Source organism: [Erwinia] mediterraneensis, assembly GCF_900604315.1.
In the GTDB taxonomy this organism is placed as follows: domain Bacteria; phylum Pseudomonadota; class Gammaproteobacteria; order Enterobacterales; family Enterobacteriaceae; genus Pantoea; species Pantoea mediterraneensis_A.
In genome coordinates this window covers 2913840-2939877 of the sequence record NZ_LR026978.1, presented here as the reverse complement: position 1 = coordinate 2939877, position 26038 = coordinate 2913840, and the positions used below count along the sequence as shown (strand labels likewise).

Annotated in this window: 19 protein-coding genes; 5 read left to right on the top strand and 14 right to left on the bottom strand. The window is 55.7% G+C overall.

The genetic code is table 11. The features are described 5' to 3' along the window. Window positions 1-2616 (bottom strand): aminopeptidase N, encoded by a 2616-nt coding sequence (pepN, locus tag E0E17_RS13760; protein WP_130834600.1) that lies wholly within the window; start codon window positions 2614-2616, stop codon window positions 1-3. A gap of 236 nt (window positions 2617-2852) precedes the next feature. On the opposite strand from pepN, the gene pncB reads away from it, so the two are divergent. From pncB to E0E17_RS13740, 4 genes are all read left to right on the top strand, one after another. Continuing rightward, window positions 2853-4073, top strand: a complete 1221-nt coding sequence (pncB, locus tag E0E17_RS13755; RefSeq protein ID WP_130834599.1) for a nicotinate phosphoribosyltransferase — start codon at window positions 2853-2855, stop codon at window positions 4071-4073. A 157-nt stretch (window positions 4074-4230) separates the two neighbouring features. Next, window positions 4231-5631, top strand: coding sequence for an asparagine--tRNA ligase (asnS, locus tag E0E17_RS13750; RefSeq protein WP_130834598.1), 1401 nt, complete (start codon window positions 4231-4233; stop codon window positions 5629-5631). Window positions 5632-5932: 301 nt separating this feature from the next. After that, the gene (gene ompF, locus E0E17_RS13745) at window positions 5933-7015 is read left to right on the top strand and encodes a porin OmpF (RefSeq protein WP_272940794.1); all 1083 of its coding nucleotides are present in this window, start codon (window positions 5933-5935) and stop codon (window positions 7013-7015) included. Window positions 7016-7244: 229 nt separating this feature from the next. Beyond that, window positions 7245-8435 (top strand): amino acid aminotransferase, encoded by a 1191-nt coding sequence (locus E0E17_RS13740; RefSeq protein ID WP_130834597.1) that lies wholly within the window; start codon window positions 7245-7247, stop codon window positions 8433-8435. Window positions 8436-8475: 40 nt separating this feature from the next. Here the strand turns inward: E0E17_RS13740 and E0E17_RS13735 are convergent, their stop codons facing one another. The 7 genes from E0E17_RS13735 to cmoM all read right to left on the bottom strand — a co-directional run bounded on the left by E0E17_RS13735 (window position 8476) and on the right by cmoM (window position 19148). Then, window positions 8476-9105, bottom strand: a complete 630-nt coding sequence (locus tag E0E17_RS13735; protein ID WP_130834596.1) for an MBL fold metallo-hydrolase — start codon at window positions 9103-9105, stop codon at window positions 8476-8478. A 39-nt stretch (window positions 9106-9144) separates the two neighbouring features. Next, window positions 9145-9693, bottom strand: a complete 549-nt coding sequence (mepK, locus tag E0E17_RS13730) for a peptidoglycan L,D-endopeptidase MepK (RefSeq protein WP_130834595.1) — start codon at window positions 9691-9693, stop codon at window positions 9145-9147. 181 nt (window positions 9694-9874) lie between these two features. Beyond that, window positions 9875-11695 (bottom strand): L,D-transpeptidase, encoded by a 1821-nt coding sequence (gene ldtD, locus E0E17_RS13725; protein ID WP_130834594.1) that lies wholly within the window; start codon window positions 11693-11695, stop codon window positions 9875-9877. 149 nt (window positions 11696-11844) lie between these two features. Then, on the bottom strand, window positions 11845-16332 hold the full coding sequence (gene mukB / locus E0E17_RS13720; RefSeq protein ID WP_130834593.1) for a chromosome partition protein MukB: 4488 nt from the start codon (window positions 16330-16332) through the stop codon (window positions 11845-11847). Then, window positions 16329-17063: a chromosome partition protein MukE gene (gene mukE, locus E0E17_RS13715; protein WP_130834592.1), complete on the bottom strand. Its 735-nt coding sequence runs from the start codon at window positions 17061-17063 to the stop codon at window positions 16329-16331. Before mukE ends, mukB begins: the two co-directional genes overlap by 4 nt. After that, the gene (gene mukF / locus E0E17_RS13710) at window positions 17044-18366 is read right to left on the bottom strand and encodes a chromosome partition protein MukF (protein ID WP_130834591.1); all 1323 of its coding nucleotides are present in this window, start codon (window positions 18364-18366) and stop codon (window positions 17044-17046) included. Before mukF ends, mukE begins: the two co-directional genes overlap by 20 nt. Next, entirely contained in the window at window positions 18363-19148 is a 786-nt protein-coding gene (gene cmoM / locus E0E17_RS13705; RefSeq protein WP_130834590.1) for a tRNA uridine 5-oxyacetic acid(34) methyltransferase CmoM, read from the bottom strand. Before cmoM ends, mukF begins: the two co-directional genes overlap by 4 nt. 125 nt (window positions 19149-19273) lie before the next feature. Between cmoM and elyC the strand changes: the two genes are divergently transcribed. Then, complete coding sequence (elyC, locus tag E0E17_RS13700) at window positions 19274-20059, top strand: envelope biogenesis factor ElyC (RefSeq protein WP_130834589.1); 786 nt, start codon at window positions 19274-19276, stop codon at window positions 20057-20059. On the opposite strand, the gene E0E17_RS13695 is transcribed toward elyC, so the two are convergent. The 6 genes from E0E17_RS13695 to msbA all read right to left on the bottom strand — a co-directional run bounded on the left by E0E17_RS13695 (window position 20039) and on the right by msbA (window position 26034). After that, window positions 20039-20932: a phosphotransferase gene (locus E0E17_RS13695; RefSeq protein ID WP_130834588.1), complete on the bottom strand. Its 894-nt coding sequence runs from the start codon at window positions 20930-20932 to the stop codon at window positions 20039-20041. The genes elyC and E0E17_RS13695 overlap by 21 nt on opposite strands. Window positions 20933-21014: 82 nt before the next feature. Continuing rightward, a complete protein-coding gene (gene kdsB, locus E0E17_RS13690; RefSeq protein WP_130834587.1) occupies window positions 21015-21764 on the bottom strand; it encodes a 3-deoxy-manno-octulosonate cytidylyltransferase in 750 nt (249 codons plus the stop codon). Next, window positions 21761-21943 (bottom strand): Trm112 family protein, encoded by a 183-nt coding sequence (locus E0E17_RS13685; RefSeq protein WP_013508517.1) that lies wholly within the window; start codon window positions 21941-21943, stop codon window positions 21761-21763. Before E0E17_RS13685 ends, kdsB begins: the two co-directional genes overlap by 4 nt. Window positions 21944-22034: 91 nt before the next feature. Further along, window positions 22035-23252, bottom strand: a complete 1218-nt coding sequence (locus E0E17_RS13680) for a winged helix-turn-helix domain-containing protein (RefSeq protein ID WP_237680786.1) — start codon at window positions 23250-23252, stop codon at window positions 22035-22037. Between the two features lie 26 nt (window positions 23253-23278). Continuing rightward, window positions 23279-24289, bottom strand: a complete 1011-nt coding sequence (lpxK, locus tag E0E17_RS13675; protein ID WP_130834586.1) for a tetraacyldisaccharide 4'-kinase — start codon at window positions 24287-24289, stop codon at window positions 23279-23281. Further along, complete coding sequence (gene msbA / locus E0E17_RS13670) at window positions 24286-26034, bottom strand: lipid A ABC transporter ATP-binding protein/permease MsbA (protein WP_130834585.1); 1749 nt, start codon at window positions 26032-26034, stop codon at window positions 24286-24288. Before msbA ends, lpxK begins: the two co-directional genes overlap by 4 nt. Between the last annotated feature and the right edge of the window lie 4 nt (window positions 26035-26038).

Here is a 26038-nt window from a genome sequence, read left to right as displayed (position 1 = left end):
TCAGGCGTTAAGCGCCCGGGTAATTTTCTCGTAGAGATCGCCGGAAAGATTTTCCAGCCCTTTCAGCGTCTCCAGCGCCTGACGCATCAGCGCCTGACGTTCGGCATCATAGCGTTTCAGGCGGATCAGCGGCTCAATCATGCGCGCAGCCACTTGTGGGTTGCGGGTATTGAGATCGATTAACATCTCTACCAGGAACTGATAGCCGCTGCCATCTTTGGCATGGAATGCCGCCAGATTGCCGGAAGCAAAGGCTCCAATCAGCGCACGGATACGGTTCGGGTTACTCATGCTGAAGGAGCGGTGGTTCAGAAGCGCACGCACCTGGCTCAACACATCTTCCGCCGGGCTGGTGGCCTGCAGAGTAAACCATTTATCCATCACCAGCCCATCCTGATGCCAGCGCTCATCGTAAGCGGCCATCAGCGCATCACGACACGGCAGTTGCGCCATCATCGCCGCCGACAGCGCTGCCAGCGCATCGGTCATATTGTTGGCCTGCTGATATTGGGCCTGCACCAGTTTATCCGCCTGCTCAACGTCACCAAACGCCAGGTAGTTGAGGCAGATATTTTTCAGCGCCCGCTTGCCGATGTCGGCGTGGGTAATGCGATATTCACTGCTCTGATGCGCGCGGTAAACCGCCAGGCACTCATCCGCCAGCTCTCTGGCAAGGGTACGCAGCAGTGCATCACGCACCGCACGGATCGCCTGCGGATCGATTACCTCAAACAGCTCGGCGATCTCATTCTCGGTGGGTAGCGTCAGGATTTGCGCCATCAGCGCCGGATCGCTGTTTTCATCCAGCAGCACCGCCCGGAAGGCATCCGCCACATGCAGCGGCAGTGACAGCGGCTGTCCCTGCTGCTGACGGGCAACATTCAGCCGGATATAGGTCGCCATCAGGCTTTGCGCCGCGTCCCAGCGGGAGAAATCGTTGCGCGCATGGCGCATCAGGAAGGTGAGTTGCGCATCGCTCCAGTTGTAATCCAGCTTCACCGGCGCGGAGAATTCGCGCAGCAGCGAAGGCACCGGCTGGAACGGTACGTTATCAAACACGAAGCTCTGGAACTCTTCGGTGACGTTCAGCACATGATGCACCGGATGGCCGTTGTGCTGGAGTGGGATCACCTTGCCTTCGCCATCATAAAGTTCGATATCCAGCGGGATATGCAACGGCAGCTTCTCTTTTTGATCGGCCGTGGGCGGCGTGTGCTGGGTAACATGCAGGGTGTATTGCTCCATCTCCGGACTGTAGTCATCACGTATCGAGAGCACCGGCGTACCGGACTGGCTGTACCAGCGGCGGAACTGGGAGAGATCGATATTCGAGGCATCTTCCATCGCCTGCACAAAATCGTCACAGGTGGCGGCGCTGCCATCGTGACGTTCAAAATAGAGCTGCATCCCTTTCTGGAAGTTCTCTTCACCCAGCAGCGTATGCATCATGCGGATCACTTCCGACCCTTTTTCATATACCGTCAGGGTGTAGAAGTTATTCATCTCGATCACCTGATCCGGACGGATCGGATGCGCCATCGGGCTGGCATCTTCGGCAAACTGCGCGCCGCGCATAATACGCACGTTATCGATGCGGTTCACCGCGCGGGAACCGAGATCGGAACTGAACTCCTGATCGCGGAACACGGTCAGGCCTTCTTTCAGGCTCAGCTGGAACCAGTCGCGGCAGGTCACACGGTTGCCGGTCCAGTTATGGAAATATTCGTGGCCGATCACCGCCTCAATGCCGAGATAATCTTTATCGGTGGCGGTTTCCGCCTTCGCCAGTACATATTTGGAGTTAAAGATATTAAGCCCTTTATTCTCCATCGCGCCCATATTAAAGAAGTCGACCGCAACAATCATAAAGATATCAAGGTCATACTCGAGGCCAAAGCGCTGCTCATCCCAGCGCATGCTGTTTTTCAACGAGGTCATCGCCCAGTCGGCACGGTCGAGGTTGCCGCGATCGACAAAAATTTCCAGCGCCACATCTCGACCGGAACGCGTAGTGAAGCTGTCACGCAATACATCAAAATCCCCGGCAACCAGGGCAAACAGATAGCAAGGCTTCGGGAAAGGATCCTGCCATTTTACCCAGTGACGGCCATCTTCATATTTACCGCTGTCGAGACGATTGCCGTTTGAGAGCAAAAAGGGATAACGCTGTGCATCCGCAATAATGGTGGTGGTGAAGCGCGCCAGTACATCCGGGCGGTCCAGATACCAGGTAATATGGCGAAAGCCTTCCGCTTCACACTGGGTGCAGAGCGCTTCGCCTGACTGATAGAGGCCTTCCAGCGCGCTGTTTTTCTCCGGATGGATATCGTTGACGATCTTCAGCGTAAAAGTATCGGGCAGATCACTTAACACCAGCGCGCCCTGCTCCTGCCGGTAAGCGTGCCAGGGGGTGCCGTCCACCTCCAGCGACACCAGTGTCAGCTCCTCACCGTCCAGATGCAGTTCCGCCTGGCTGTCACCTACGCGTTTGACGGTGCTAATCGCGGTAACGCGCGTCGTAGCCGCATTCAGATCAAAAGTCAGATCAATATCGGTAATGGTGTAATCTGGCGCACGATAATCGTGGCGATATTTAATTTGCGGCTGTTGCGTCATAAATCCTTCTCGCATCGTTAAAAGTTTACCGGCAAAGTCTAAGCTTCTTAGCAGAAGCTTGCCATGCGCAATGCGTGCGCGAGGTCAAATTGCGTCATAACATTATTAATGGCACAGATTAACCTCGACCAGTGAGGAGCATTATGCTGTGATCAACTTCAATTACCTATAATTCAGGTTATACTCCTGCGTCTTTATGACGTTATTAAACACCGGGCTCTGCTCCGCGGAAGAGGATGCTGAAACGCACCATGACAGGAAAAACTTCCCCGATACTGACCACGCTGCTGGATACCGATGCGTATAAACTCCACATGCAGCAAGCCGTTTTTCATCGTTATTACGATGTGACGGTCACGGCGGAATTTCGCTGCCGCGGCGACGACTTGCTCGGCTTCTATGCGGATGAGATCCGCGCCGAAATTGCGGCCATGCAGTCACTGGCCCTGAACGATGAGGAGTACCGCTACCTCGCTGCACTGCCGTTCTTTCAGCAGGACTACCTTAACTGGCTGCGTGATTTTCGCTATAACCCCGACCATGTTGAAGTGCGTAATCACAACGGCAATCTGGATATTCGCATTCAGGGCCCGTGGCGCGAAGTGATCATGTGGGAAGTGCCGCTGCTGGCGCTGATCAGTGAAGTGGTCCATCGTCACCGCTCGCCGGATGCCGGCGTGGAACAGGCCGTAGCGCATTTACAGCAGAAAGTGGCCGCGTTCCGTCAGCAGATTGGCGGGCTCGATATGTCGCGCTTCCGGCTGATGGATTTCGGCACGCGCCGTCGTTTCTCGCAGAGCGTGCAGGAAGCGATTGTACGTACCCTGAAAGAAGATTTTCCCTGGCTGATGGGCAGCAGTAATTACGATCTGGCCCGCCGCATTGATATCAGACCGGTCGGCACCCAGGCGCATGAGTGGTTTCAGGCGCACCAGCAAATCAGCCCGGTGCTGGCAAACAGTCAGCGAGCTGCGCTACAGGCATGGCTCGAGGAGTATGACGATCAGCTCGGTATTGCCCTGACGGATTGCATCACCATGGATGCCTTCCTGCGCGATTTTGGCATTAACTTCGCCAGCCGCTACCAGGGGTTGCGCCACGACTCCGGCGATCCGGTGCAGTGGGGGGAAAAAGCGATCGCCCACTATAAGCAGCTGGGGATCGATCCGCAGAGCAAGACGCTGGTGTTCTCCGATAATCTGAATCTGGATAAAGCGCTGGCGCTCTATCGCCATTTTGGCCATCGGGCCAACGTGGTATTTGGCATCGGGACACGTCTGACCTGCGACATTCCTGGCGTCACGCCGCTGAATATCGTTATCAAGCTGGTGCAGTGTAACGGCAAGCCGGTCGCGAAACTCTCGGACAGTCCGGGGAAAACCATCTGCCAGGATAAAGCCTTTGTACGGGCGCTGCGTAAAGCCTTTGATCTGCCGCTGGTAAAAAAAGCGAGCTAAACACTTCCCCCGGGGCGTTGCTGCGCCCCGCTCTGCAATATATCTCTGACAGCGACAGGAATTTTGCTTGTTTCCTGGTTGCCCGCAAGTAACATAGCACTACCCCGAGTGCGGGGAGTTATCTGTAAATTCACTTCATCTATATAGAGAGACAGTTATGAGCGTAGTGCCTGTAGCGGACGTACTGCATGGCCAGGTTGCGGTTGACAGCGAAGTCACCGTACGTGGCTGGGTGCGTACCCGAAGAGATTCAAAAGCCGGTATCTCCTTTATCGCCGTTTATGACGGTTCCTGCTTTAATCCCGTTCAGGCTGTGGTCAATAATTCTCTGAATAATTACGAGCATGACGTGCTGCGTCTTACCACTGGCTGTTCCGTGGTGATTACAGGTAACGTCGTGGAATCTCCCGGCCAGGGCCAGGCGTATGAGATCCAGGCGACCCGGGTTGAGGTGACGGGCTGGGTTGACGATCCTGATACCTATCCGATGGCGGCCAAACGACACAGCATTGAATATCTGCGTGAAGTGGCGCATCTGCGTCCGCGCACCAACCTGATCGGCGCGGTAACGCGTGTACGTCACACGCTGGCGCAGGCACTGCACCGCTTCTTCCATGAAAACGGCTACTTCTGGGTATCCACACCACTGATCACCGCCTCCGATACCGAAGGTGCCGGTGAAATGTTCCGCGTCTCTACGCTGGATCTGCAAAACCTGCCGCGTACTCCGGAAGGCAAAGTTGATTTCGATGAGGACTTCTTCGGTAAAGAAGCGTTCCTCACCGTCTCTGGCCAGCTGAACGCGGAAACCTACGCCTGTGCGCTGTCCAAAGTCTATACCTTCGGCCCGACTTTCCGCGCTGAGAACTCCAATACCAGCCGTCATCTGGCGGAATTCTGGATGCTGGAGCCGGAAGTGGCATTTGCCAACCTGAATGATGTGGCGGCACTGGCCGAAGCGATGCTGAAGTATGTGTTTAAAGCCGTACTGGAAGAGCGCGCCGACGATATGGCGTTCTTTGCCGAGCGTGTCGATAAAGACGCTGTTTCACGCCTTGAACAGTTTATTACCGCAGATTTCGCCCAGGTAGACTATACCGACGCCGTTGACATTTTGCTGAAAAGCGGCCAGAGCTTCGAGAACCCGGTCTCCTGGGGCGTGGATCTCTCTTCCGAGCATGAACGTTATCTGGCGGAGAAACATTTCAAAGCGCCGGTGGTGGTGAAAAACTATCCGAAAGATATCAAGGCGTTCTATATGCGCCTGAACGAAGATGGCAAAACCGTGGCAGCGATGGATGTACTGGCGCCGGGCATTGGTGAAATCATTGGCGGTTCACAGCGTGAAGAGCGTCTTGACGTGCTGGATCAACGGCTTGAAGAGATGGGCCTGAGCAAAGAGGACTACTGGTGGTATCGCGATCTGCGTCGTTATGGCACCGTACCGCACGCTGGCTTTGGTTTAGGCTTTGAACGTTTAATCGCCTATGTTACCGGCGTACAAAACATCAGAGACGTGATCCCCTTCCCGCGTACCCCACGCAACGCAAATTTCTAACTGCTGAAAATAAACATAAGAAATTCATATATATAAAAAGGTCGGCTCTGTCGGCCTTTTTTTATTTTTGTAAATTTAGAGATAGTTCACAAAGCTCCCTTTTATTTACATTTAGAAACACATTATTTCTTTATGAAACACGATTACGATATTTGTAGCATTTTCAGGGTAGAATTACCGTTGCGGTAATGGAAAGATGCCTGCAGACACACGAAGACACCAAACTTCTTTCAAGGTTCCTGTAAAAGTTTCTTGACGGCAGTGGCAGGTGTCCAAATAACTCCAATGAGGGTAATAAATAATGATGAAGCGCAACATTCTTGCTGTAGTTATCCCTGCTCTGTTAGCCGCAGGCGCAGCAAACGCAGCAGAAATCTATAACAAAGATGGTAACAAGCTGGATCTGTACGGCAAAGCGGTTGGTCTGCATTACTTCGCTGATGAAGATGGCTATGCTGGCGATGGCGATCAGTCTTATGTTCGCTTCGGCTTTAAGGGTGAAACTCAGATTACTGACCAACTGACCGGTTTCGGCCAGTGGGAATACAACATTCAGACTAACCACTCTGAAGGTGGTTCGGACGCGCAAGACGGTAACAAAACCCGTCTGGGCTTTGCCGGTCTGAAATTCGGCGATGCGGGCTCTTTCGACTACGGCCGTAACTACGGTGTGGTTTATGATGCATACGGCTGGACCGATATGCTGCCAGAGTTCGGTGGCGATTCAGCTGGCTCTGATAACTTTATGATTGGCCGTTCTGGCGGTCTGGCGACCTATCGCAACACCAACTTCTTTGGCCTGGTGGATGGCTGGGACTTCGCCGTTCAGTATCAGGGCAAAAACGAGCGTGATGACATCGATCGCTCCAATGGCGATGGTTATGGTTTCTCAACCTCTTATACCTCACCGATCGGCCTGGCCATCGTAGGTGCTTATTCCAGCAGCGATCGTACCAATGCTCAGCAGGCTGCTGCCCTCGGCGGCGGTGATAAAGCGGAACAGTGGGGAACGGCGATCAAGTATGATGCTAACAACATCTACCTGGCCGCTATGTACGGTGAAACCCGTAACTCTGCTTATATCGAAGACACTGCAGGTCGTACCGGCTTTGCTAACAAAGCACAGAACTTCGAAGTGGTTGCACAGTACCAGTTCGACTTCGGTCTGCGTCCGTCCATCGCTTATGTCCAGTCTAAAGGCAAGGACATCGAAGGTATCGGCGATGTTGATTTAGTAAAATACTTTGAAGTTGGCGCTACTTACTACTTCAACAAAAACATGTCTACCTACGTTGACTACATCATCAACCAGATTGATGACGACAACGAGCTGGGCATCGGTTCTGGCGACACCGTGGCTGTAGGTCTGGTTTACCAGTTCTAAGTCTTACGACGCACAGTTTAAGCAGAACGGGGCTCTGGCCCCGTTTTTTATTGCCTGTTTATCGTCCCGCTTTCGTACCACCCCCTTATCCGCCGCTGGCTAATTTCTCTCCAGACTCGCGCCACTTCGCGAAACCGCTTATTTTCTTTGCAAATGGTTGGCTTTTGCCTGGCCTGGCGCTAACCTGATAGCTCATTTTGCTAAAGTTCACGCTAACTGGACCTTACCCATGTTTGAATCAATTTCTGCTGCCCCTGCCGATCCTATTCTGGGACTGGCCGATCTGTTTCGCGCCGATGATCGCCCTGAAAAAATTAACCTTGGAATTGGTGTTTATAAGGATGAAACCGGAAAAACGCCGGTTCTGACCAGCGTTAAAAAAGCCGAACAGTATTTGCTGGAAAACGAAACCACAAAAAATTATCTCAGCATTGATGGTCTGGCCGATTTTGCCCGTTGCACCCAGGGCCTGCTGTTTGGCAAAGAGAGCAGCCTGATCGCATCTGGCCGCGCCCGCACGGCGCAAACGCCAGGCGGCACCGGCGCACTGCGCGTTGCAGCGGACTTCCTCGCCACCCAGACCAGCGTAAAACGCGTCTGGGTCAGCAGCCCGAGCTGGCCAAACCATAAAAATGTTTTTAACGCCGCGGGTCTGGAAGTGTGTGATTACGCTTACTACGATGCGCAACAGCATACGCTCGACTTTGACGGAATGCTGGCCTCGCTGCGTGAAGCGAAAGCAGGCGACGTGGTGCTGTTCCACGGCTGCTGCCATAACCCGACCGGTATCGATCCAACGCCCGGGCAATGGAAACAGCTGGCAGAACTGTCGCAAGCCAGCGGCTGGCTGCCATTGTTTGACTTCGCCTATCAGGGCTTTGCTCGCGGCCTGGATGAAGACGCCGAAGGCTTGCGTATTTTCGCCGCCTCCCATCAGGAACTGATCGTTGCCAGCTCCTACTCGAAAAACTTTGGTCTGTATAACGAACGTGTAGGCGCGATTACCCTGGTCGCTGCGGATGCCGATGCCGCCAACAAGGCCTTCAGCCAGGTGAAATATACCATTCGTTCCAACTACTCCAACCCGCCGGCACACGGTGCGGCCGTGGTGGCGACTATTCTCAGCGACGATGCGTTGCGTACCCTGTGGGAGCAGGAACTCACTGCAATGCGCGAGCGCATTCAGCGTATGCGTCAGCTGTTCGTCAATACGCTGGCGGAGAAAGGCGCTAATCGCGACTTCAGCTTTATCATCCGCCAGAACGGTATGTTTTCATTCAGCGGTCTGACGAAAGAACAGGTGATTCGCCTGCGTGAAGAGTTTGGTGTCTATGCGGTTAACTCAGGCCGCGTAAACGTGGCGGGCATGACGCCAGATAATATGTCAGCGTTGTGTGAAGCCATTGTCGCCGTGCTTTAAGCTGACAATGCATAAAAAAATGGGCCAGCTGGTCCATTTTTTATTGCAGGAAAGGATTACTGACGCGCTCACGTCCCAGAGTTGAGAGGGGGCCGTGTCCTGGCAGAAAAGTCACGTCGTCGCCCAGCGGCAACAGCTTCTCTTTGATGGCCGCGATCAGATGCTGATGGTTGCCCTGCGGAAAGTCCGTCCGGCCAACACCACCGTTAAAAATCACATCCCCTGAGATTAACAGACGTCCGGCACGATCAAAGAAAACGATATGGCCGGGGGTATGGCCCGGACAGTGCAGAACGTCAAGCGTGACGTTACCCACCTGCACACTCTCCCCCTCTTCCAGCCAGCGATCGGGTGTCAGCGCCGCACACTCTTCCAGTCCAAACATACGACTTTGTGTTGGCAACCCCTCGAGCCAGAACGCGTCCAGCTTATGAGGGCCGACCAGCGGAACCTGATAATGGGCGGCCAGCTCAGCGGCGGCACCCACATGATCCAGATGACCATGAGTCAATAAAATTTGCGCGGGGACCAGGCCAAGCTGAGTCAGTTCCTGTTTGATTTTGGCTGCATCACCGCCAGGATCGACTAATGCAGCTTCACGGCTCTGTTCGCACCAGATAACCGAACAGTTCTGGGCAAAGGCCGTAACCGGAATAATGTGATAGTTCATAACGCTCCATGACCGGCTCACGCAGCGTTGCCGGCGTTATTACCAGTGCCTGACCGGACCGGTGTCGATATGTACGAAGTTACTGCGAGGATAATATCCTACACCACCCGCACGCATTTTTAATGCCGCTTTACGGACGTTGCTCAGTGCAAGCCCTTCAATATGAAAGTCCATCGCCTGTCCCAGCGTATGGTAGCTGTGTTTTGCCACACCGGAGCTGCGCTCACGCAACATATTATTGGTGGCCAGAGAACGGTAGCCGGAGATCAGCTGCACGGGTTTCCGCGTCTCCAGCAGCGCCTGCAGGCGATAAAGCTGATCGAACAGATGAGGATCGATGGGCTTCACTTTATTCGCACGATAGTCGCGGAAAAAGTGATTCAAACGGGCTAACTCATCCTCATCATAACTTTTACCGTTAAAAAATTCCGTTTTAAGGGTTTCACCGGTATGCAGATTATTAAGTGTTAATACACGCGGACGGGCAGTGGAAAGTGAAGCCAGCGCTGAGCCGGGAAGTAATGCCAGACCCGCTGCGGCACCACCACAAAGCAGTAGTTTGCGACGTTGAGAATCAAAATTAGCCATGAAACGCGATTACCTGAGAAAAAAGCCAAAAAAGTGTGTGAAAAGCACACAAGGCGGAACCTTAACCGCGCGGGTTTGTTACGTCAACCCGTAAAGTCCCGCTTTGTGCGGCGATCCCCAAAGGGATCGCCAGCTCAGGTATGGCACGGCCGCGGCTAACGGCTGGCGAGGTAGTTGAGAATCAATGAGTAGAGAGAAGTTGACCTGCTCGCGCCAGCACCTGACTGCCGGATCGCGCAGGATTATCATAATTGTAAATATCTGTACGGAACTGCGGTTTACCATCCTCCGCCACCCAGGCAGTCAGATAGTAGAGGTTTACCGGAATACGCTGGCGTATCGGCACATAGCGTGTATTCCCCTCTTTCAGGGTGCTGGAAATACGGCTGTCGTTCCAGCCTGCGTCCTGCAACAGCAAACCTGCCAGTTCCGAGGCTTTATTCACCCGTACGCAGCCGGAACTCAGCGCTCTGATATCACGCTGGAAGAGATTATGGTTCGGCGTATCGTGCAAATAGATGGCGTCAGAGCTGGGCATATTAAATTTGTAACGCCCAAGGGAGTTCCCCGCGCCAGGTGCCTGTTGCAGGCGATACGGGAAAGATGCGGCCGAAACCATACTCCAGTCAATCATGGTGGGGTCGATCACTTCCGCATCGGCATGCCAGCCGGAGAGCAGCGTATAGCCATGTTTATAGAGATAGGCGGGATCGCGCTTCACTTTGGGAATAATATCCTGACGTACCAGCGAGGTCGGCACGTTCCACGGCGGATTCAGCACCACATTATTCAGTGCGCTGCGCATTAATGGCGTTTTGCGATCCGGGCGGCCAACGATCACGCGCGAAGAGAGTATTTTGCTGCCGTTGTTATAGTAGGTCAGCGAATAGTTGGGAATATTAACCATAATGCCGTTACGCATATCATCCGGTAACAGGCGTAAACGCTGGATATTTAATGCCAGCAGTGCGGCACGCATCTGCGGCGACACGTTCAGCCATTCCCGTGTGCGCGGACCGATAGCGCCATCATCGGCAAGGCCCTGCCATTGCTGAAAACGCTTCACTGCCGCTACCAGCGTCTCGTCATAACGCGTATCAACGCGGGCCGGGGGAATAGCGCCACTCTGGACGTTGCCGGGGGATTCAGGCACCTGAGCAGGCAGATCGCTGATGCTGGTGGCGGAAGGGCTCACGGTCACAGGCTGATCCTGCTGCGTAACCGGCACGGGTGCTGTGGCAACGGCATCGTCGGTCGGCGCAGGCGTGACTACCTGCGCGTCCAGCATACCGGTGCGCTGCAGGATTTCGCGCAGTGCCGGTACATCATCACTCATCTGTCCCGGTCGTAATGTTTCACGATTTTTTAACTGTGGCCAGGGACGGTTGTCGCTTAACAAAGTGCGCAGGGCGTCATGCATAGGCGCATACTGGGGATGCTGCGGCACCAGCGAGGCGATAAAGGCGCGAGCGCCATCCTGTGCCACCGCATTCTGCCACAGATTAACCACTGACAGGGTGGGCATCGCCAGCTTGTAAGGCACGTTGCTGTAGAGCCAGGTTTCTCCCTGAGCGGGCACGCTGGAAACAAACTGCAGATAGCCCAGCATCGCGTCAGAAAGCACCACATCGCGGGCAAAGCCTTTGATATCCGGGTCAGTCAGACGGTCAACCCAGCGGGTAAACTGTGGCTGTACGCCGGAGAGTGCTACTTCCGCCAGCTGCTGCTGAAAGAGTTGAATGGCTTCACGATCCTGCCACAGTGGCTGCATATTGCGCGCGGCATAGAGATTCGCCAGCGCCGCCAGGTAAAACGGCTGCGCGCCGTCGGGAAAAGCCCGCAGGATCTGCTGCTGACTCTCCTGTAAGGAGGTGTTGCTGTGCGTGGTATCCGGCATAGCGGCAATAATGGCTGCCGTTGAGCTGGTGACCGGTGCCAGTATCAGCACCAGACCCAACGCAGCCGCAATACGGTTTAAAACGGTTTTTCTGGTCAGCATCATCCCTGCCCTCATCTCTCATACTGCTCAGCGACATCATGGGCCCGCCACATTTGAGCCGTGGCTCATCATCCTGAGTATACAAATAAAAAACGGCATTTGCCTCACGCTGCAAATGCCGTCACCAGATTAAACCGTGGAACGGTTTTTGACTACATTTCCGCCTGCGTTTTTTCTGTCTCCAGCGCCAGTTCATCATCCTCTTCCTGAGGACGGCGTACCGGGGCCGGATCCGCCGCAAAGCCGCGCAGGCCAACCACGTGCACATGTTCAGTGTTGTTAAACACTTTGCGCACCAGTTTATAAGTGGTGCCTTTTTCCGGGCTGATATTTTCCGGGGCTGCGATCACCAGCTGCATTTCAAGACGTTCACACAGCTCAAACAGCGTGGCGATAGAGCGGGCATCCAGACGGGCCGCCTCGTCCAGGAACAACAGACGACAGGGGGAAATATCCTTGCCACGCAGACGACGCGACTCTTCTTCCCAACTCTGCACCACCATCACCAGAATCGACATCCCGGTACCGATCGCTTCACCAGTGGAGAGCGCCCCACTCTCGGCACGCAGCCAGCCGTCCGATCCACGGTTAACTTCCACTTCCATCTCCAGATAGTTGCGGTAGTCAAGCAGCTCTTCGCCGATGGTCTGCGGCGTACGCTGGCCTAAATCGATTTGCGGGTTCAGACGCTGGTAAAGCTTCGCCAGCGCTTCGGAGAAGGTGAAACGCTGACTGTTGAACAGATCCTGGTGCTGCTCATGCTCTTCTGACAGCGTATCCAGCAACATGGCATGGGTTTCACGGACGTTAACGTTCAGACGTACGCTACGCACCTGACCAAAGCTGACAGTCTGCAGCCCCTGGTTCAGCTGACGGATACGGTTCTGCTCGCGCTGAATCGTCTTGCGAATAATATTCGCCACGCTGCGTGAACTGATAGCCAGCGTCTGCTCACGCGCCGTCAGTTCTTCAGTCAGGCGATTCAGTTCAATCTCCATCTGTTCAATCGCTTCTACCGGATCATCGGTACGGATGATGTCCTGGCGGATACGTTCGCGCAGATGTTGATAGACCGCGATAAAGAACTGAATTTTGCGCTCCGGTCGTTTGGGATCTTCAGACAAGCGCAGCACATCGCGCAAATGCTCATTATCCGCCACTGCCAGACGTAGCGCGCCCAGCGCCTTATCCGACATTGAGCGCAGCTCATCGCCGCTGAGATAGGCAAATTCGCGACGATGAAGCCGACGTTCGACGCCGTTTTCCTTTACCAGACGCATTACCGCGCACCAGCCCGCTTTGGCTGCCACCACCTGCTCACGCAGCTGATGATAATCGCGCTCGAGACGACGCAGTTTTTTCTGCAGGCCATCCATTTCCGCTTCGCAGAAGGTGATCTGTTTTTCCAGCTGATTGCGGCGCGCACGGTTATGGCTGAGCGCGCTGTGCAGCTCATCACGTCGCGTACGGGCGCGGGCTTCCGCTCCGGCATCGGCCTGTACGCCGATATCCTGCATCTCCTGATGCAGCTCTTTCAGCATGTCGCGTTTGGCATCACTGGCGCTTTTCAGCGAGGCGAGCACCTGCGCATACTGCGTCAGCTGGGCCTGATGTTCGCGCAGACGCTCACGTGCGCGGGTACGCTCCGTTTCCGCCTGTTCCAGTCGCTGGCGTAGTTTCTCATTCAGATCGCTGTTGCCGGTTAACATGCCCGCAGAGTCGCCATAGCTAAAGTGGGCGCGACGCTGTACCACTTCCGTCAGGGCAAAGGCCTGCTGACGCGCGCTGCGCTGCTGCTGCTGCGCCTGCTGATAATCCGCCTGCAGCTGTTCATGCTGCTCCGGATCGCTCTGCAGGACAGATACCAGGCTCTCCAGCTTCGTCAGCTTGCTGCCGTGCTGATGCAGGAAGCGCGCGGCCTCCTGCGCCTCTTCCACCTGTTCACGCAACTCTTCGCAGCGATCCGCCAGGGTATCGTCCAGCAGCAAATTAACGCGCGGCAGCAGACGGTTCAGCTGGGCAACGCCCTCTTTCGCCTGTTCATACTGCTGGCGCTGCTGCTGATTCTCATGTTCGTGCTGGCTCAGGGCGCGCTCGATATCGCTGCGGCGCGCGTTGAGCTGACGTATCTGCGCTTCCGGATCCTCGTCAAAGGCAACAGCCAGATGACTGCCGATAAAACGGCTAAAGGATTGATGCAGACGCTGCGTTTTTTGCACGTCGAACGAGAGGGTGGCGTAGGTTTCCGCCAGGCGATCGCGTTCGTTATTCAGCAGCTCCAGCTGATTTTCCCGGGCGGCACGGCCAAACAGCGGCACTTTTGGAAAGCGCGAGTAACGCCACTGACGATCCGCCACCTTCACCACAACCGCATTTTCCAGCTCATCGACATTAAATACGCTGTCGTCAAACGACTGGGGATCCCCTTCGATCAGATAGAGATCTTCCGGGCAATCTTCCAGGCCGTCCAGCTGTTCACGCACCAGCGACAGATCAGGCACCACAATCGCATGGCGCGACGGTCCGTACAGCGCCGAAAAGTAAGGCGCATCGTCGAGGGTAACGTCATCATAAATTTCTGACAGCAACACGCCGCCAAAACGTTCCGCCAGCTGGGTCAGACGGGCATCTTCTGCGCCGCCTGGCTGGCTGAGGCGTTCGATCTGCTGCTCCACGTCGCGCTTACGGGCAGCCACTTCATCGCGTTCGACAGTGGTTTCACGCTCGCGCTCCAGCAACTGCTGCATATATTCGGTGACCTGCTGGCTGCTGGTCAGCGCCTGGCCGGTCTGCTCGCTCAGCTGGGTCAGGATCTCCTGAGCGGCCAGCCAGTGCGGCGCACGTGCTGTCAGGGTGGCAATACGCTCACGCAGCTGTTCCAGCTCCTGACGCATTACCATGCGCCGCTCGCCCGCCTCGTCAACGCTGCTGCTCAGCTGCTCAATTTGCGCTTCCAGTTCGCGCTGCAGCGCCTCCAGCATGTCCGGCTCATATTGCTGGCCCTGACGCTTGCAGAACTCAGCCAGCAACCGTTCCGCATCATGCTGCTCACGCAGACGCTGCTCCAGCTCGCCGAGACGCAAACGCAACGAGGCGAGCTGATCGGCATAATGACGCTGATTGGCTGCATCGCGCAGCAACTCACGCCCGGTTTGCCAGGCGTCATGGCGGCTTACCGTACCGGCAATGCTGGTCACCAGCTGCAGCGCCTGTTCAAACTGACTGTGCGCCGCTTCAGCCACGCTCAGTTTCTGCTCCAGCTGCAGCAGCCGCTCAGTGGCTTCCTGCTCACGCGCCTGGAAAGTTTCCAGCCAGCTGTCGGCATTATCGATGCTCAGATCCGGCAGCTGACAAAGCGTACGTGCGCGTTCAAGCGCCTGTAACGCCTGCTGGTACTGAATAGCGCGTGTCTGTTGTACATCAAGCGCCTGCTGGAAATCAGCCAGCTGGCTTTTCAGCTCATCCACTTCCAGCTCAGCCGCTTCTGCCCGCGCTTCGTTCTCTTCCTGCACCTCGCGCGCTTCCGCTACCACTTCATTCTGCTCTTCCAGCCGGTAGCTCAGCTCTTCCAGATCAGCTTCGTAGCGTTCGATCTTCTCCTGCTGACGCATCGCGGTCTGCACCAGGTTGAGATGATCGCTGGCGGCCTGATAATCGCTTTCCAGGTCATTCTCTGCCGCGCTGTGCTCCGCCAGTTCGCGCGCCATTTCCACATGGCGATACTGTTCGGAGACCAACTGGTTGCGGCTGGTGAAAAGCTCATTACGCAGCTGTAGCGCGCCGTCAAGATGAATGCGGCGCTCGTTGGCGTGGCGCATGTAATCTGCCGAGACATAACTGGTGGCTTCTGAAATCAGGTGTTTAAACAGATCGCGATCTGACTGGGTGACGCGAATCGCCTCCAGCGTCATGCGGTTTTCGCGCAACGCCGCTTCCATATCCTGGAACGCCTTGCGCACGCCGCTGTTTTCCGGCAGCAAATAATCGCGCAGCGAACGGGTAATCGCGCTGGAGATACCCCCATAGAGCGAGGCTTCAATCAGGCGATAAAACTTGCTGCGGTCGCTGGCGGAGCGCAAGCGACGCGGCACCACGCCGAGATCAAACATCATGGCGTGATAATCGGTCACGGAGTTAAACGCGCGGAACTGCACCCCTTCCAGCGCTTCGGCGCGCTCTTTCACTTCATTGAGCGGCAGCACCCGCGCCTGGCGGGTATTGAGGATCTCCGTGAGGATTTCGGTGGGCTGCATATCAGCCGGTAAGCCATGAATGCTGAAGGGTTTGATGTCAACTTTTTTGTCGCGGCCGGCTACCTGCTGTAGCCGAACCCCGACCACCACGCGCTGATGGCGTGAATTGATGACATCCAGTACCGAGTAGCAGACGCCCGCACGCAACTTACCGTGCAGGCCTTTGTCACGCGATCCCGAGGTGGCGCCCGCCTCGGTGGTGTTACGAAAATGCAGCAGCGTTAAGTCCGGAATCAGCGCCGTAACGAAAGCCGCCATGGTGGTGGATTTCCCCGCCCCGTTGCCGCCGGACAGCGTGGTTACCAGCTCGTCCAGGTCAAAGGTTCGGGCAAAAAAACCGTTCCAGTTAATCAGGGTCAGCGAACGAAATTTACCGCGTTCAATCATGCCTGCTCTTCCTCCGCGTTATCGACCGCATCGCTTTCCATCTCATTATCATTATCTGGCTCATCTGTCTCAGAAGCACTGTTTACGCTCTCCAGACTCACCGCTTCCCCGTCACGAATCAGGCGCAGCTGCGCTTCGCGCGGGTCATCACCGCTGCGCACGTCGGCGCCAAAGCGAAACACCGATTCGGTAATACGAAACTTACTGCTGTCGTGGCCCATAAACCACACCATACCGAGACGGCGCAGTCGGTTCAGCGACGCGCGCACCTTCTCCTGCAAGCGGGTGCGGTCCAGGTCGGAGCCGGTGGAGCGCTGGTTCACCAGTTTCAGCAGGCGGTTCTCATCCGCCAGCGTCAGCAGCTCGTCATAAAGCTCCTGCTGGGTAAAAATGCCTTCATTCGCCAGACGTTCCGGGCTGAGATAGAGGTAACAGAGGATTTTGCCCACCATCATATCCAGCTCAGAGAGCACCGAACGCGGGATCAGGGTCGTGGAGCGCGGGCGCAGATAGAAGAAACCTTCTGGTGCCCGGATCAGTTCTACGTTGTAGCGGGCGTAAAACTCTTCGAGATAGTCCTGATAATCCATCAGGAAAGCGTGCTGGTCCAGCTCTTCGAGACCAATATGACGTCCCGCACGCAGCTGACTGTCCAGCGCAGGAAAAATCGGGTTCGCCAGTGCCTGTGCCAGTTTAACCGGTATCACTTGTTCAATATTTGTCGATGACATGTGCCTGCACCTTGGCTCCATACTCGTTAATAGCCTGCCACTCTGCGGGCAAGCCGGCTAAATCGGCCTCAGCAACGCCTAAGCGCACCGCCTGATCCACCACAATACGCGCCAGGTCAAAGTGACGGGCACGCGGATATTGCGCCAGATAGTCGCGCATCACGCTGGCCAGATTCAGGGGTTGTTGCCGGGCTTTGTAAATCTGCAGCGCCTCTTCGATCATCGCCGCCAGCTGCTCACGGATCTCATTGATCTCTTCATATTCCAGCTCGGCGGGCAGCTCTCCCATTACCTCATCATTGCGCAACGTCATTTCATCGTCGCGCAGATCAAACAGACGGTCGGCATTGGCGTGGGTTAAGGCCCAGGGCTGATCGAAATAGGTCTGTACCGACTGGCGCAGGCGCTGGGCAAAAACGCGGTTTTTATCCATATCGATGGCGGTACGGATAAATTTATGGACGTGGCGGTCATAACCGATCCAGAGGTCGATGGCCTGCTGACCCCAGCTGGTAATACGATCCAGCTTGTTCTGTAAATCGAACACCAGCTTGTCAACAAAGCCCAAATCGGGGCTGCTGAGCGTCGCATCCTGAATGCGCAACAGGTTTGCCTGCAGCTTATCCCCGGCAGCCTCCAGCGTATCCTGCAGTTCGCGCAAGGTACCGGAGGTTTCGGAGAGCAGCAGCTCACAGCTGGAGATGGCGGCGCGCCAGTCTTTGTTCAGCAGGTCAGCGATATCATTTTTTACCGTCTGCTGCTGTTCATCCATCAGCCGCTGGGTCATATCGATGCTGTCAAAGATTTCCGCCACCGAATATTTTAACGGGGCGAACACGTTGCGGTGCCAGTGAAATTCATCGCCATCTTCTTCCGCTGCATCGGCCGCGCGCTTTAACTCCTGCGCCACAATCGACAGCTGCATCGACAGACGTAACGTAGAAAACTCGCGCTGACGGATGTAATAGTCGGTGATGCCAATCGCCAGCGGCGTTAAACGGTAGATCGCCTGACCTTCGCTCAGCTCGCTGGTAAAACGGTTAAGCAGGCGCTGCCGCACCATGTCGTTAATGGCGTTATTGGCGCGCACCAGCACGGTTTCATGGGTTTGTTCGAACGCCTTGCTGACGTGACGAAAAGCATCGATCAGCTCACCTTCACTCATCTCGCCGTCCATGCGCTCACCGTTCAGGGTGGCGATAGCCAGCAAAAACGCCAGACGCTCCACGGGCAGCGCAAGCGAGAAATCATTTTTGCGCGCCCAGGCCACCAGTTCTGGTACCGTCTGGGAAAATTCACTCATAGTTCGTCCTTCTGCCAGGGTTTACGCGCGGTCACGTGGATGTAGCGCCCTAAGCTCAAAAAGGGTTCCTGACGGCTGTAACGCCGTTCCATTTCAATAATGGCTGCCACGCCATTTTCCTCGCGCGGCGGCTCTTTCATATAATCACTAAATACGCGAATACCGGCACGCCGTTCAATTTCAAAACCGCAGTTTTCCAACCAGCCATAAACCTGCGCAGGATCGCGCGGGTAATCAGGCGACAGGGTACGCTTTTTGCGTTTAGACATATTGGCGCGCAGGTAACCGAAGTTAGCCAGCGTCAGATTGCGTAGCGTCAGACCATGCAGGTTGTAAAACATCAACGATAATACACCGCCTGGCTGCAGAACCTGATAAAGCGCAGTGAGGACCTTTTCAGGCTCCGCGACCCATTCAAGCACAGCGTGAAACAATATCAGATCCACCGGCTTATCTAAATGTTCACCCACCTGCTGCGCGCTAATTTGTTTAAATTGCATGTGGCCGCTCACACCTTTTTCGCGTGCATTCTCTTCTGCCCGGCGCAGCATTTCCGCCGACACATCGCACAACAGCACCTGATGGCCGCGCGCAGCCAGTCCGGAAGAGATTTGCCCCAGGCCACCGCCAGCGTCCAGTATTGCCAGTGGGCGTGCGGGCAGCGTAGGCAACAGCGCGTCCAGCTCATCCCACAGGATCGTCTGGCGCACCAGCCCTTTTGTCGTGCCGTAAATGTTTTGCGAAAATTTCTCCGCCAGATCGTCAAAATTACGATCCTGCATGACAATGGCCCCGCTATGCCGCCGTAAGAGATGTGCTATTTTGTCACAGGCAAACGAAGAATGAACCTTTCATCCCCTTCTTCCTTACCGGCTGCTGTTTTTTCAGACAAAAGGAGAGTTTTGCAATGTTTTTTACCCTGAAAAAGCTGACAGGCGGCTTTTTACTTCCCTTGCCATTTCTGCTTCTGCTCATGGCAATTGCGATTTTACTGCTCTGGTGCAGCCGCTGGCAAAAAACGGGCAAAATTTTGCTCTCTCTGAGTTGGCTACTGTTGTTATTGCTGAGCCTGCAGCCGGTGGCGGATCGCCTGCTGTTACCGCTGGAAAAGCATTATCCTACCTGGAACAGTGACGCGCCGGTGGATTATATCGTGGTGCTGGGCGGTGGTTATACCTTTAATCCGGAATGGGCACCGAGTTCTAACCTGGTGGGTAACAGTTTGCCGCGCGTTGCTGAAGGCGTGCGCCAGTGGCGTCGTCACCCGACGGCCACGCTGATTTTTACCGGCGCTGCGGCCGGACAGAACCCGGTGAGCAATGCACGCGTGGCCGCCCTGGTCGCCCAAAGCCTTGGCGTTCCCGCTGACCATATCCTTGTGCTTGATCAGCCGCGCGATACGCAGCAAGAGGCGCAGGCGGTGAAAGCCGTTATCGCGCAGCACGCTTTTTTGCTGGTGACCTCCGCTAATCATCTGCCGCGAGCGATGCGCTTTTTCCAGGCGCAGAGGCTCAATCCCCTTCCCGCCCCCGCCAATCAGCTGGCGATCACCTCCCCGCTGAACTGGTGGGAAAAAGTGATCCCTTCGCCGCTCTGGCTGAGCCACAGCGAACGCGCCTGGTATGAATCCCTTGGCAGCCTCTGGCAATGGCTTACGGCAAAAGAGGTGCCCTCAACCGAGCCAGGGCAGTAGCTGTTGGCGCGCAAAGTTGAAGCGTGCGCGCTCAAATTTGCCGCCCTGAATCAGGTTCTCTGTGCAATCCCAGAGTTGATAAAGCCAGCGGCGCCAGAGAAAACCGTCATCTACCGGCGCCCGCTGCAGGTAGTGTTGCAGGAGATTGGTTTCGGCCGTGCTATTGCCGAGCCGACACAACTCATACTCACGCGGCGCCCAGAGTATATAGCCCGGCTGCGTCATTGCCAGTAGCCGGTCACTGGTGACATCCTTCAGAATGCTGTGCAGCCGCAGGTTACCGTGGATCAAGACCGCAGGATCGTTGAAACCCCGGAACAGACGCGGCAGCTGCTGACGCGCGCGAAACAGGATTTGTCGGTCCTCAAGGGTGAGGATGGCGGGACGCAGATAGCTCAGCGTTGCCCAGAGCACCTCAACACGCTGCTGATACCAGGCGGGCCAGCTGTTCTCCTGCACGCTGTCAACGCTGCCTGCGAGTCCCTGACTGTCGATACAGTGCCAGGCCAGCAGCCCCTCCACGATTGCGGTGCACAGCTGTTGCCAGTGGCTGACGCTGCCCGCTGGAAGCTGCGCGGGGACACCAGCGATCCGCTGCATGAGCAGCACTTCATGGGGTGGTTTTTGCTGGCTAAGCACCAGACCGTAAACGGCGGGGACAGTAATCACGCCTGCATGCCCCAGCATCGCCAGCTTTCTGGCTTCCAGCGCGGCATGCCCTTTGTGACGAAAATATTTCGCCACCAGCGGCATGCTCTGATTATGACGATCGTAGAGGGCATAAAGACGCGCAAGCGGCTGCTCGCTGAGTATTTCCAGGCGACTCACGGTTTCGCCCAGCACCAGCGTCAGTTCAGTTCTAAGCTGTTCCATGCATTCCCCCTCAGGCTCGGCAGGAGGTACAGCTGCCCGGTAACAGAAACAGGAAAAGGCCGGGAGGAACCCCGGCGCTTTATCAGGCTGACATCGCGGCACGCACGCGTGCCAAATCTTCCGGGGTATCAACCCCGACGCTGGGGATCGCCTGCGCGACCGCCACATGGATTTTTTCGCCATACCAGAGCACCCGCAGCTGCTCCAGCAGTTCAATCTGCTCCAGCGGACAGGCTTCCCAGCTGACATAACGGCGAATAAAACCTGCCCGATAGGCATAAATGCCGATGTGGCGCAGCAGCGTACCCCCCACCACCTCTCGCGACCGGCCATAACGCTCCCGATCCCAGGGAATAGTGGCGCGGGAAAAATAGAGCGCATAGCCCTGCTGATCGGTGACCACTTTGACCGCGTTGGGGTTAAACGCTTCCTCCGCCTCCGTAATCGGCACCGCCAGCGTCGCCATCCCGGCCCGGGATGCCGCCAGATTACCGGCCACCTGACGCACAATCACCGGGGGAATAAGCGGTTCATCGCCCTGCACATTCACGATAATGGTATCGTCAGCAAACTGGTATTTTTCAATCACTTCTGCCAGGCGTTCTGTGCCGGAGTGATGATCGGCGCGCGTCATACAGACTTCACCGCCTGCCGCTTTTACCGCGGCGGCAACATCAGGGTGATCAGTAGCGATGATAACCCGCTCTGCACCCGACTCCAGCGCACGCTCCATCACGTGAACCACCATGGGCTTCCCGTTAATGTCTACCAGCGGCTTGCCAGGCAAGCGCGTTGAAGCATAACGGGCCGGAATAATGGCGACAAAACTCATGGGTGGATCTCTTCAACGGAGAGCGTACGCGCTTCATTTTCCAGCAGCACCGGAATTCCGTCACGTACCGGGAAAGCGAGTCCATCTGGCTTACAGATCAGCTCCTGCTGCTCTTTGTTGTAATAGAGTTTGCCGTTGCATACCGGACAAGCCACGATCTCAAGTAAACGGTGATCCATATTTCCTCCAACAAGGACCGATTCGTCAGTGCCCTGAAGCATAACATAGCCCAGGATCAGGGCGCGATTTGCGGGGGTATCCGCAATTATTTTACTCTTCTGGCCGCCACTGGCGCGGCCAGTTAGCCAGCAACACCTCTGGTGCCTGCTGAATGACAACGTTGTTTGCGCCGTGCCAGTGGGCAAAGGCGTTAATGACCTGGCGGATATCCTGTAAAAACGCGGGCGTTGCCTGCGTCGTCTCTTCCAGACACAGGGACTTTATTATCAGCTGGCCGCTTTTGCGTTCCATCTTTGCATCCAGCCGTCCTTTCAGCTCGCCGCAATGCAGGATCGGCAACACAAAATAGCCATACTTTCTTTTCGCCTCGGGGGTATAACACTCCAGACGATAATCAAAATTGAACAGCGCCAGCGCCCGCTTACGATCCCATACCACCGGGTCGAAAGGCGACAACAGGGCACTATGGCTGGCAACCAGCGGCTGCTCCAGCAGAGTAACCAGGTCAGTATGCAACCAGAGCGCTCCCAGGCCTTCTACCTCAACCGGAACAATGGTGCCGCTCTCCTGCGCGCTGGCGATAAAGGGTTTCAGCGCAACCCGTTTTAACCGGTAGTAATCAGGCAGCCAGCTCTCACGAAAAATACCCAGGCTACGGGCGCTGTTCAGCAACATCTGCGCCACGGCGTCCGTTTCGCTCAGTGCATGCAGTTCATCACGCCATTCAGGCAGGACACGCGTACGCAAATCGTAGACGCGCTGAAAATTGCGGCGCGCCACCACCATCAGTTCGCCTGCGGTGAACAGGTTTTCCAGATGGCGCTTATGCGGTTTCCATGCCCACCAGCCGGAGGGCGTTTTTTTGTCACTGCTAAAATCAGCGGCGCGCACCGGGCCGTTTTGCGCAATATGCGCCAGCAGCTCAGCGATCTCCATCTGATGCTGCGCCACCCATTGCGCATTATATTTCCAGCCCAGGCGTGTGGGATCCAGCATACGGTGACGCAGCAAGGGGTAGTCTTCATGCGGTACAAAGCAGGCTTCGTGTGCCCAGTATTCGAACAGATCACCGCGCGCAAGAGCCTGCTCCAGCCAGACCAGCGGATAATCCCCTATGCGACTGAACAGGACCAGGTAAGGGCTGCGCGCCACGACATGAATCGTATCAATTTGCAGCAGCGCCATCCGACGGATAGCCTGCAGCATATCCTCGTAATGCGCCGGATGTGCAGGCGCATGCAACAGCCCCTGAGCGGCGAGATGGAGATGTCGTGCGGTTTGCAGTGAAATAAAACGCTTCTGTTCCACCCTCTGTTCTCCTGAAGCCGATGCCGTTACTGTGTACGCTTGTTTCCAGCACCAGATTGCTCTGCGCAACGCTGTACGATCTGCATCAGTAAAGGCTCCAGCGCCGCGCCCTGGAGTTCAGCATCAACCGGCAGATACCACCAGTTGTCCCGGGCAAAAGCTCGACACTTAACGGCATCTTTCTCCGTCATCAGTAGTGTCTGCCTGGCTGTGGTTAAGGCCTGTAGCTCAGCTTCGCTGTATGCATGATGATCGGCGAAGGCGATTTCTGCTTCGGGCGTCAGGCCCTGCTGTTTTAAGGTAGCGAAAAAGCGTGGCGGATGTCCGATACCTGCGACCGCGACAACATGCGTTAATTCAGCCAGCGCGCAACGCGCTCCGCTCTGCATATTCATCGCTTGCGCAGGCTGCAGCGACATGGCGATTTCGCCCGCATTTGCGATGCCACCGTTGACAATAATGCCATCAACACTGGCCAGTCGGTCAGCACGCTCGCGCATCGGCCCCGCAGGTAACCACCAGCCGTTGCCAAAGCGCCGGACACCGTCAATCACCACAATTTCGATGTCACGTTGTAGTGCGTAATGTTGTAAACCATCATCGGTGATGATCAGATCCACAGGATGATGGGCGATCAGCGCTTCCACCGCTTCACGACGCTTTGGCGCGACAGCAACCGGTACACCGGTACGTTGTGCAATCAACACCGGCTCGTCACCCGCCTGCAGCGCGGTGGTGGTGTGATCAACCAGCAACGGATAGTGTTCGGCTTTGCCACCGTAGCCACGCGAGACGACGCCCGGGCGCAAACCACGTTGCTGCAAGGCCTGCACCAGCCAAATGACCACCGGCGTTTTACCATTGCCGCCTGCAGTGAGATTCCCCACCACAACCACCGGCAAGGGCGCGCGCCAGCTGCGGCGCCAGCCGCGCCGGTAACTCAGGCGGATCAGCCCGCTTACCAGCCCATAAAGCAGGCTGAAAGGCCACAGCAGAAGCCAGAGGGGCGAACGGCCACTCCAGATGCGCTCAATCATTGGCCAAACTGCATTTTATGCAGCTGAGCATAGGCGCCGCGCTCAGCCAGCAAGGCTTCATGCGTACCGCGTTCCACGATACGGCCATCTTCTACCACCACAATTTCATCCGCTTTCTCAATGGTCGAGAGGCGATGGGCGATAACCAGCGAGGTACGGTTTTTCTGTAATTCATCCAGTGCCGCCTGGATAGCGCGCTCTGATTCGGTATCGAGTGCTGAGGTCGCCTCATCAAGGATCAGAATTGGACAATCACGCAACAGAGCACGGGCAATCGCAATACGCTGGCGCTGTCCGCCAGAAAGCAGCACGCCGTTTTCACCGATCATAGTATCCAGACCGTTTTCCATCTTGTTGATGAAATCCATTGCATGGGCCATGGTAGCCGCCTTTTCAATCTGCTCACGGCTGTAAATGTCGCTGCGGGCATAGGCAATATTATTGGCAATGGTGTCGTTAAACAGGTGAACATTCTGTGAGACCAGTGCCACCTGATTACGCAGCGACTGCAGCGTATATTCCCGCAGGTCATGGCCATCAAGCAGGATTTCGCCCTGCTGAATGTCATAGAAACGCGTCAGCAAACTCGCCAGTGTCGATTTGCCAGAGCCCGAACGCCCCACTAAGGCAACGGTCTTCCCGGCAGGCAGCGCCAGGTTGATGTTTCTTAACGCCGGGATTTCACGACCCGGATAAGTAAAGGTCACGTCACGGAACTCAACATCGCCTTTTGCCCGTTCAATCACACGGGTTCCCGAATCATTTTCCTGCTCAGAATCCAGAATAGTAAACAGCGTCTGGCAGGCTGCCATACCGCGCTGGAACTGTGCATTCACGTTAGTCAGGGATTTCAACGGACGCATCAGGGCGATCATTGCGGAAAAGACCACGGTAATAGTGCCCGCAGTCAGGGTATCCATAACGCTGGGGAAACTGGCCGCATAGAGGACAAAAGCAAGCGCCAGGGAGGCGATCAGCTGAATAATCGGATCCGAGATAGAGGAGGCTGAAACCATTTTCATCCCCTGCTGGCGCATACGATTACTGACCTGGGCGAAACGCTTGCTCTCTACGTCCTGGCCGCCAAAGATCAGAACTTCTTTGTGCCCTTTCAGCATTTGTTCAGCGCTTGTCGTCACCTGCCCCATGGTGTTCTGCATATTTTTGCTGATGCTGCGAAAACGCTTCGATACGGTCCGAATCGCCATCGACACCACAGGCGCCAGCACGATTAAAATCAGCGACAGCTGCCAGCTGTAATAGAACATCATAATAAACAGGCCGATAATAGAAGCCCCTTCGCGCACTACGGTAACCAGTGCGCCGGAAGAAGAAGAAGCGACCTGCTCGGAGTCATAGGTAATGCGTGACAGCAACGTCCCGGTGGATTGCTGATCGAAGAAAGAGACGGGCATCCCCATCATATGGCCAAACAGGCGGCGACGCATATTCATCACCACGTTGCCAGACACCCAGGAGATACAGTAACTGGAGATATAGCTGGTGACGCCTCGGATCAGCATCAGGCCAATCACTGCTAAGGGCATCCATATCAGAACGGATTTATCTGCCTTACCAAACCCTTCATCCAGTAAAGGCTTCAACAAAGAGAGCATTAAGGTATCGCCTGCTGCATTCAGCACAAGAGCGACGGCTGCCACCAGCAATCCAGCTTTATGGGGCGCGATCATCGGCCAGAGTCGGCGAAATGTCTGCCATGTCGAGAGATCTTTATCTTGATGCATTATT

Bases quoted from the DNA above. Each gene is read 5' to 3' on its own strand.
- pepN (WP_130834600.1), bottom strand. From the start codon at position 2,616: ATGACGCAACAGCCGCAAATTAAATATCGCCACGATTATCGTGCGCCA.
- pncB (WP_130834599.1), top strand. From the start codon at position 2,853: ATGCTGAAACGCACCATGACAGGAAAAACTTCCCCGATACTGACCACG.
- asnS (WP_130834598.1), top strand. From the start codon at position 4,231: ATGAGCGTAGTGCCTGTAGCGGACGTACTGCATGGCCAGGTTGCGGTT.
- ompF (WP_272940794.1), top strand. From the start codon at position 5,933: ATGATGAAGCGCAACATTCTTGCTGTAGTTATCCCTGCTCTGTTAGCC.
- E0E17_RS13740 (WP_130834597.1), top strand. From the start codon at position 7,245: ATGTTTGAATCAATTTCTGCTGCCCCTGCCGATCCTATTCTGGGACTG.
- E0E17_RS13735 (WP_130834596.1), bottom strand. From the start codon at position 9,105: ATGAACTATCACATTATTCCGGTTACGGCCTTTGCCCAGAACTGTTCG.
- mepK (WP_130834595.1), bottom strand. From the start codon at position 9,693: ATGGCTAATTTTGATTCTCAACGTCGCAAACTACTGCTTTGTGGTGGT.
- ldtD (WP_130834594.1), bottom strand. From the start codon at position 11,695: ATGATGCTGACCAGAAAAACCGTTTTAAACCGTATTGCGGCTGCGTTG.
- mukB (WP_130834593.1), bottom strand. From the start codon at position 16,332: ATGATTGAACGCGGTAAATTTCGTTCGCTGACCCTGATTAACTGGAAC.
- mukE (WP_130834592.1), bottom strand. From the start codon at position 17,063: ATGTCATCGACAAATATTGAACAAGTGATACCGGTTAAACTGGCACAG.
- mukF (WP_130834591.1), bottom strand. From the start codon at position 18,366: ATGAGTGAATTTTCCCAGACGGTACCAGAACTGGTGGCCTGGGCGCGC.
- cmoM (WP_130834590.1), bottom strand. From the start codon at position 19,148: ATGCAGGATCGTAATTTTGACGATCTGGCGGAGAAATTTTCGCAAAAC.
- elyC (WP_130834589.1), top strand. From the start codon at position 19,274: ATGTTTTTTACCCTGAAAAAGCTGACAGGCGGCTTTTTACTTCCCTTG.
- E0E17_RS13695 (WP_130834588.1), bottom strand. From the start codon at position 20,932: ATGGAACAGCTTAGAACTGAACTGACGCTGGTGCTGGGCGAAACCGTG.
- kdsB (WP_130834587.1), bottom strand. From the start codon at position 21,764: ATGAGTTTTGTCGCCATTATTCCGGCCCGTTATGCTTCAACGCGCTTG.
- E0E17_RS13685 (WP_013508517.1), bottom strand. From the start codon at position 21,943: ATGGATCACCGTTTACTTGAGATCGTGGCTTGTCCGGTATGCAACGGC.
- lpxK (WP_130834586.1), bottom strand. From the start codon at position 24,289: ATGATTGAGCGCATCTGGAGTGGCCGTTCGCCCCTCTGGCTTCTGCTG.
- msbA (WP_130834585.1), bottom strand. From the start codon at position 26,034: ATGCATCAAGATAAAGATCTCTCGACATGGCAGACATTTCGCCGACTC.